This window comes from Kitasatospora sp. NPDC059646, assembly GCF_042734615.1.
Taxonomy (GTDB): Bacteria; Actinomycetota; Actinomycetes; order Streptomycetales; family Streptomycetaceae; genus Kitasatospora.
Genome location: NZ_JBHWDS010000104.1, coordinates 1 through 7,130, shown reverse-complemented (window position 1 = coordinate 7,130; position 7,130 = coordinate 1). Strand labels below are relative to the sequence as shown.

Here is a 7,130-nt window from a genome sequence, read left to right as displayed (position 1 = left end):
ACCTTCAGGTCGATGCCCAGCTCGGCGGCCTTGTTCTTCGCGCCGGCCGCCTCGCCGACGAAGTACTCCTGGTCGCCCTGCTTCTGCAGGTAGGTCAGCGAGATCCTTCCGCCGACCGGGGCGGCCGGGGCGGCGTCGGAGGCCGACTCCTGGCCGGTGGAGCAGGCGGTGAGGCCGAGGGCGGCGGTCAGGCCGAACGAGGTGACGGCGAGCAGGCGGAAACGGGCGGGGGACATGGGGCGGCTCCAGGGCGGGACAAGCGGGACCGATCGGATGCAACACAAACGATCAGAATTCATCACTTTCAAACGTGGCGGCTCACAGGAAACCCAGGCGTTCATCCGCCCGTCAAGGGCCCCCGAGCAGTCCCGCCCAGGACGATATCCATCCGTTACGAATTCCCTTCGTTTTCCTCGGGCAGCGGACCACCTACGAAATTCGCCGCCAATTCGTAGGTATCCGGATCCTGTCGGACAGGGGTGGTCGGCCCTTCAACATCGCCTCTAGAGTGGGTAATCGGGCCCCTGTGTGCCCGCGCTCCCGCGCGCGGCCGGATTGCCGGCGCCGCCCGGAAAGGTGCCGGCGGCCTACCGTCCCGGCATATTCACGCGGCACCGAACCGGTCGGGCCCGGAGTTCTCCGGCGGAATCCGCACGACGCCCCGTTGCCTCGGGGCGGCAGCCGCACTTACTGTTCGCTTCTGCGCGATTCCGTTTGTTTGCGAGTGCTCACGAAAGGCATCCACCCGTGCGCGGATCCCCCCACCTCCTGGCCGTCGCCCGACGCGCCCTCGGAAGGGCGGCTGTCGCCGTCCCCCTCCTGCTGTCCGGCACGCTGGTCGCCGCCCAGGCGCCCACGCCCGCCCTCGCCGCCACCACCGTCACCACGGCGATCACCGTCGACGGCAGCAAGTCCGGCCGGGTCTTCGACGGTGTCGGCGCCGCCAGCGGCGGCGGCGGCAACTCCCGCCTGCTGATCGACTACCCCGAACCGCAGCGCAGCCGGCTCCTCGACTACCTCTTCAAGCCCGGGTACGGCGCCGCCCTCCAGTCCCTGAAGATCGAAATCGGTGGCGACACCAACTCCACCGACGGCGCGGAGCCCAGCTACCAGCACTCCCGGGGCGCGGTCGACTGCAACCAGGGCTACGAGTGGTGGCTGGCCGAGCAGGCGAAGGCCCGCAACCCCGACATCAAGATCTACGGCCTCGCCTGGGGCGCGCCCGGCTGGATCGGCGTCGACGACCCCGCCAATCCCGCGCCCGGCAAGCCGTACTTCTGGTCCCAGGACATGATCGACTACCTGATGGGCTGGTTCGGCTGCGCCGCGCAGCACCACCTGCCGGTCGACTACCTCGGCGGCTGGAACGAGCGCGAGTACGACGCCGCCTGGTACAAGAAGCTGAAGAGCGCCCTGGTCGCGAACGGCCACGGCAGCACCCGGGTGGTCGCCGCGGACAGCTACGACTGGAACCTCGCCACCGCGATGGCCGCCGACCCGGAGCTGAACTCCGCGATCGACGTCATCGGCATGCACTACCCGTGCGGCTACCTCGGCGCGATGGCGACCTGCAACAGCACGGCGGCTGCGCAGGTGCTGGGCAAGCCGATCTGGGCCAGCGAGAGCGGCTCGCAGGACTACAACACCGGGGCGTCGGCGGTGGCGCGCGCGATCAACCGCGACTACATCGACGGCCGGATGACCTCGTTCATGAACTGGCCGGTCGTTGCGGCGCTCTACCAGAACCTGTTCTTCTCCACGGACGGCCTGTCACTGGCGCCGCAGCCCTGGTCCGGAACGTACTCGGTCGGCCGGACCACCTGGGTCACCGCGCACACCACGCAGTTCACCAAGCCCGGCTGGACGTACGTCGACCCGGCCAGCGGCTACCTGGGCGGCGACCGGGCCAACGGCAGCTACGTCACGCTGAAGTCGCCCAAGGGCACCGACTACTCCACCGTCATCGAGACCGTGGACGCCACCTCGGCGCAGACCGCCACCTTCTCGGTCACCGGCGGCCTGTCCACCGGCCGGGTGCACGTGTGGTCGACCGACCTGTCGACCCCGGACGCGTCCGACGACTTCGTCCGCCAGCAGGACGTCACCCCCGTCCGCGGCTCGTACACCCTCACCCTGCAGCCCGGCCACGTCTACACCGTGACCACCACCACCGGCCAGGGGAAGGGAACCGCCACCCCGCCGCCGGCCGCGCCGCTGAACCTGCCCTACGCGGACTCCTTCGACCAGCCGGCCGCGACCGCCTCGCCGAAGTACTTCGCCGACATGAACGGCGCCTTCCAGACCGGCCCGTGCGCCGGTGGCCGCACCGGGGCGTGCCTGCGCCAGACGGCCCCGGTCCCGCCGATCCGCTGGACGGACGAGTCGAACAACATGCCCTACACCATCGTGGGCGACAGCAGTTGGGTGAACTACACGGTCGCCGCCGACACGCTCTTCGAGCAGCCGGGCGCGACCGAGGTGCTCGGCCGGGTCAACCAGCAGGGCCGCAACAACGGCGGCCTCAACGCCTACCACCTGCGGCTCAGCGACACCGGAGACTGGGCGATCCTGCGCAGCGACCTGTCCTGGAACGTCACCACCCTGGCCTCCGGCACCACCGCCGCGCCCGGCCTGAACAGCTGGCACCGCCTGGCCCTCACCATGCAGGGCTCGACGCTGACGGCCGCCGTCGACGGCAGGACCGTCGGCAGCGCCACCGACCACGCGTTCACCTCCGGCATGGCCGGGCTGGCCGTGACCGGCTACCGGACCGAGCAGTTCGACGCCTTCGAACTCACCCCGGGCACCGGCGGCGGCCCGTTCACCGGACCGGTGGCCTCCGGGATCGACGGCAAGTGCCTCGACACCCTCGGCGCCTCCCCGGCCGACGGCACCGCGGCCGTGATCCGGACCTGCGACAGCACGTCCCCGGGCCAGACCTGGACCTGGGACAACGGCCGCCTGCTGCACGCCGGCCTGTGCCTGGACGTGGTCGGCCAGGCCACGACGCCCGGCAGCCCGGTCGACCTCTGGACCTGCAACGGCGGCGCCAACCAGCAGTGGACCCCGCAGGCCGACGGCACCCTGGTGGGCGTCCAGTCCGGCCTGTGCCTGGACGACCCGGCGGCCAGCACCACCGACGGCACCCGACTGGTCGTCTGGACCTGCAACGGCGGCGCCAACCAGCGCTGGAACCTGCCGTAGCGCGCCGGCTGTCCTCCCTCTCCCCGGCCCGGGGAGAGGGAGGAGTCCTCGTCGGTCCTCGTCGGTCCACCGGGACGCGCCGATCATGCCGACCCCCGCGCGCGCGGGGAGGACCGAGCCGGGCGACCCGGCGGGCGGCGGCCGGGTCGGAGCTGAGCAGCCGGCGGTCGCCTGGGCGGTTCTCGCCGGCCAGCTTGCCGAGCCGGCCGGCGAGGACGACCCGTCCGGTGGCGAGGACGGCGGCCTCGGGGCACAGCGCCTCCGGGGCGTCCATCCGGTGGCTGGAGAGGACGACGGCGGCGGTGATCCGGCGGACCCGGACCGCCGGGGGCGTCTCCCTGCGCCCTTCCTCGCGAACAGCTGCGGCCCATGACGCGACGCGGTCAGGGGGCGGTCGCCGAACGTTCGCGGAACGGAAGGCGAGGAGCGGCCCGCGGGCTGACGGGCCGTCACCCGCACGGGCGGCCGGTGCCGGTGACGCGGGCGGGCTGCGGCCGGATCGAGTCACTCCGGTGCCGGGGGCGCGCCCGGACGCGCTGCGCCGGACGCGGTTCCGCGCCGGCCGGTGGCTCGACCCGACCTGGAACTCCCGGCGGACGCCGACCCGCACGGGCGCACCGTGGTCGAAGCCCGTGCCCAGGCGGCGTGGGACCTGCTGCAGATCGCCGTCGACGCCCGGCCCGAGGGGCGCCCCGGCCGCCCGGCGGACCCGCTCGGCCACCGCGCACCCTCCGGGCGGACCGACGGTGAGCGGCGAGCACGAGCCGCACCCCGGGCGCGGCTCGGCGTCCGGGCAGGTGTCGACCGTGGCCGGGTACGACACGGCCCGTCGAACACGGGCCGGCCCGTCCCGGCCGACCGGCGGCCGGCCACGGCTGCGGCTGGAGCGGAACGGCGACCCGGCGCGCACCGTGGACTCCCCGCACCGCTCCGCCGAGCCGCATCGTGGCCGCACCCACCGCATCACTCGTCCGTCTGCGCCCCCGTACAGGCGGGGTGCGCGCTCGGTGCGCCGGTCGTGAACGCGCCATGTTCACCGGTTCCCGGTACAGGATCCTCCGGTTGTCAGGAAGATGTGCGGGACGGTCGCCCACGGGCCCGGCCCCGCTGCGCGGGTCGGGCTGAACTTCCTTGTGGTGCGGGCTCGTTGTGCCACCGGTTCGTGCCCTCTTGCCGCGTGGCGGCGGTCACCGCGGCCCTCAAGGGCGCCGGGTCCGCCGCGCGCGGATTCCGTCGGCCCCTGGAAGGGGACCCCTTGTCCGCATCAGCCCTGCCCCGCCCTGCCCGCGCCCGCCGGCGCCGGTACACCGGCGCGGTGGCCGCCCTTGCGCTCACCGCCGCAGGCGTGGTCACCGTGGCCGCCGGCCCGGCCTCGGCCGCGCCGACGCACACCTTCGTCTACGTTGCCAACCAGAACGGCAACAGCGTCAGCGTCGTCGACTCGGCCACCGACACGGTGACGGCCACGATCCCGGTCGGCTCCTCGCCCCGCTCGATCGCGGCGAACCCGGCCGGAACGCGGCTGTGGGTGCCGAACTACAGCAGCAACAACGTCTCGGTCGTCGACACGGCCACCAACACGGTCGCCGCGACGGTCACGGCGGGGGCCGGCCCGATCAACGTGGCGTTCAGCCCGGACGGGGCCAAGGCCTACGTGGTCGACTTCAGGGCCGCCGCGGTCTCGGTCGTCGACACGGCCACCAACACGGTCGCCGCGACCGTGCCGGTCGGCGCCAACCCGTACGGGATCGACCTCACCCCCGACGGGTCGAAGGCCTACGTCAGCAACCAGCTGTCCAACACGGTCTCGGTCATCGACACCGCCGCCAACACCGTGGCGGCCACGATCCCGGTCGGCACGCTGCCGATCGGCGTCGCGGTCACTCCCGACGGGGCGTCCGCCTACGTGGCCAACCTCAACAGCCACAGCCTCTCGGTCGTCAGCACCGCCACGAACACGGTGACCGCGACCGTCCCGCTGGCCAGCACCGCGGTCGGCGTGGCGATCACGCCGGACGGCGCCACCGCCTACGTGACCCTGAGCGGCAACAACACCGTCGCGGCGGTCAGCACCGCGACCAACACCGTCTCCGCCACCATCGCCGTCGGCACCGCGCCGCAGTTCGTCAGCGTCGACGCGGCGGGCACCCACGCCTACGTCACCAACGGCACCGGCAACACGGTCTCGGTCATCAGCACGGCCACCAACACCGTGACCGCCACCGTCAGCGGCGGCTTCAACGGCCCGGCCGGCGTCCGTGCCACCGAGGTCCCCGTCCCCGCACCCACCGTCACCGGAATCGCCCCGGCCCACGGCCCGGAAGCCGGCGGCACCAGCGTGACCATCACCGGCACCAACCTCCTCGGAGCCACCGCCGTCACCTTCGGCACCGTCCCGGCCGGCTCGTTCACCGTCAACAGCGACACCCGGATCACCGCGGTCGCCCCCGCCCACGCCGACGGCGCCGTGGACATCACCGTCACCACCGGATCCGGCACCAGCGCCACCGGGCCGGCCGACCGGTACACCTACGACGAGCCGGCCCCGACCGTCACCTCCCTCGCCCCCACGGCCGGACCGGCGTCCGGCGGCACGTCCGTCACGATCACGGGTACCGACTTCACCGCCGCCACGGCCGTCACCTTCGGCACCACCGCCGCCACGTCGTTCACCGTGAACAGCGACACCTCCATCACCGCCACCGCCCCGGCGGGTGCCGCGGGGGCCGTGGACGTCACGGTCACCACCCCGGCCGGCACCAGCACGACCGGTGCCGCCGACCAGTACACGTACGTGGCCGCACCGGTGGTGACCGGCCTCAACCCCGGCCACGGCCCGACCGCGGGCGGCACGACGGTCACGATCACCGGCACCGGCTTCACCGCCGCCACGGCCGTCACCTTCGGCGCCGCCGCCGCGACGTCGTTCACCGTGAACAGCGACACCTCCATCACCGCCACCGCCCCGGCCGGGAGCCTCGGCACCGTGGACGTCACGGTGACGACCGTCGGCGGCACCAGTGCCACCGGCAGCGCCGACAGGTACGCCTACGTCAACACCGTCGTCCGCCTCCAGGGCGCCGGCCGGATCCCGGCCGGCTCGCGCGCCGGCGAGTTCGGCGTCACCGTGCAACGCGCCAGCACGGGCGGTGCGATCTCCGGCCACCTGCAGTTCCAGGACCAGGCGAGCGGCGTCCACCTCGGCAACGCCACCTTCACCGACCTCTACACCACCGCCTCCGGCACCGCCTACGCCTCCGGCACCGCCGGCTGCACCATCAACGGCACCACCAGCTCCTGCCCGTTCACCCTGACCGCCACCGACGGCGGCAAGAACGCCGGGTCGTTCACCCTGACCTACAACTCCACCACCGTCGGCGGCACCATTCTCTCCGGCCACGTCACCGTCGCCACCGGCAGCGGGTTCGCGGCGGCACGGCCCGTGACCGGCCCCGCCGCCACCAGCCCGGTCGCCTCGGCCACCGCGGGCGACTTCACCGCCTCCCTGCTCGGCATCAGCCTGACCGGCGGCCGGTGCGGCACGGGCGCCGGGATCAGCAGCACCGGCGCCGCCACCGGCGAGGTCTCCTGCCTGCTGCTCGGCGCGGCCGGGGTCACCATCGACGTCGACCTGCCCGCCACCACCGGCACCACCGGCACCAACGCCGCGACGCTGAGCGGCACCGCGACCGTGACCGTCGCCGGGGTGCTGCCGCTGTCGCTCCCGGCGACTGCGTACCTCGCCGACTCCGGCGGCGCGGCCGGACTCCAGCTGACCGTCGCGGGCGTCGCCCTTCCCGTCCTGCCCGTCGGCGCCGGCGGCATCGAGATCGGCTGACGGCCGAGTCCGACCGGAGCGACGGCCGTGCGGCCGGGCGTTTCGCCCCGGCCCCACGGCGGGCGGGGGCCCCGGGGGCAGCGGCGCG

General features: G+C 73.6%; 2 protein-coding genes and 2 pseudogenes. 2 read left to right on the top strand and 2 right to left on the bottom strand.

The window, feature by feature from the left end; all coding sequences use genetic code 11:
• Positions 1–236 (bottom strand): annotated as a pseudogene (locus tag ACFV1L_RS36200) (sugar ABC transporter substrate-binding protein); the annotation flags it as partial.
• 511 nt (positions 237–747) lie between these two features.
• Between ACFV1L_RS36200 and ACFV1L_RS36195 the strand changes: the two are divergent.
• Complete coding sequence (locus ACFV1L_RS36195) at positions 748–3,204, top strand: ricin-type beta-trefoil lectin domain protein (RefSeq protein ID WP_380374518.1); 2,457 nt, start codon at positions 748–750, stop codon at positions 3,202–3,204.
• Between the two features lie 121 nt (positions 3,205–3,325).
• Here ACFV1L_RS36195 and ACFV1L_RS36190 read toward each other — a convergent pair.
• Positions 3,326–3,502: pseudogene (locus ACFV1L_RS36190) on the bottom strand (ABC transporter ATP-binding protein); the annotation flags it as partial.
• A gap of 957 nt (positions 3,503–4,459) precedes the next feature.
• Here ACFV1L_RS36190 and ACFV1L_RS36185 point away from each other — a divergent pair.
• Complete coding sequence (locus ACFV1L_RS36185) at positions 4,460–7,042, top strand: IPT/TIG domain-containing protein (protein ID WP_380374516.1); 2,583 nt, start codon at positions 4,460–4,462, stop codon at positions 7,040–7,042.
• The last annotated feature ends 88 nt before the right edge of the window (positions 7,043–7,130 follow it).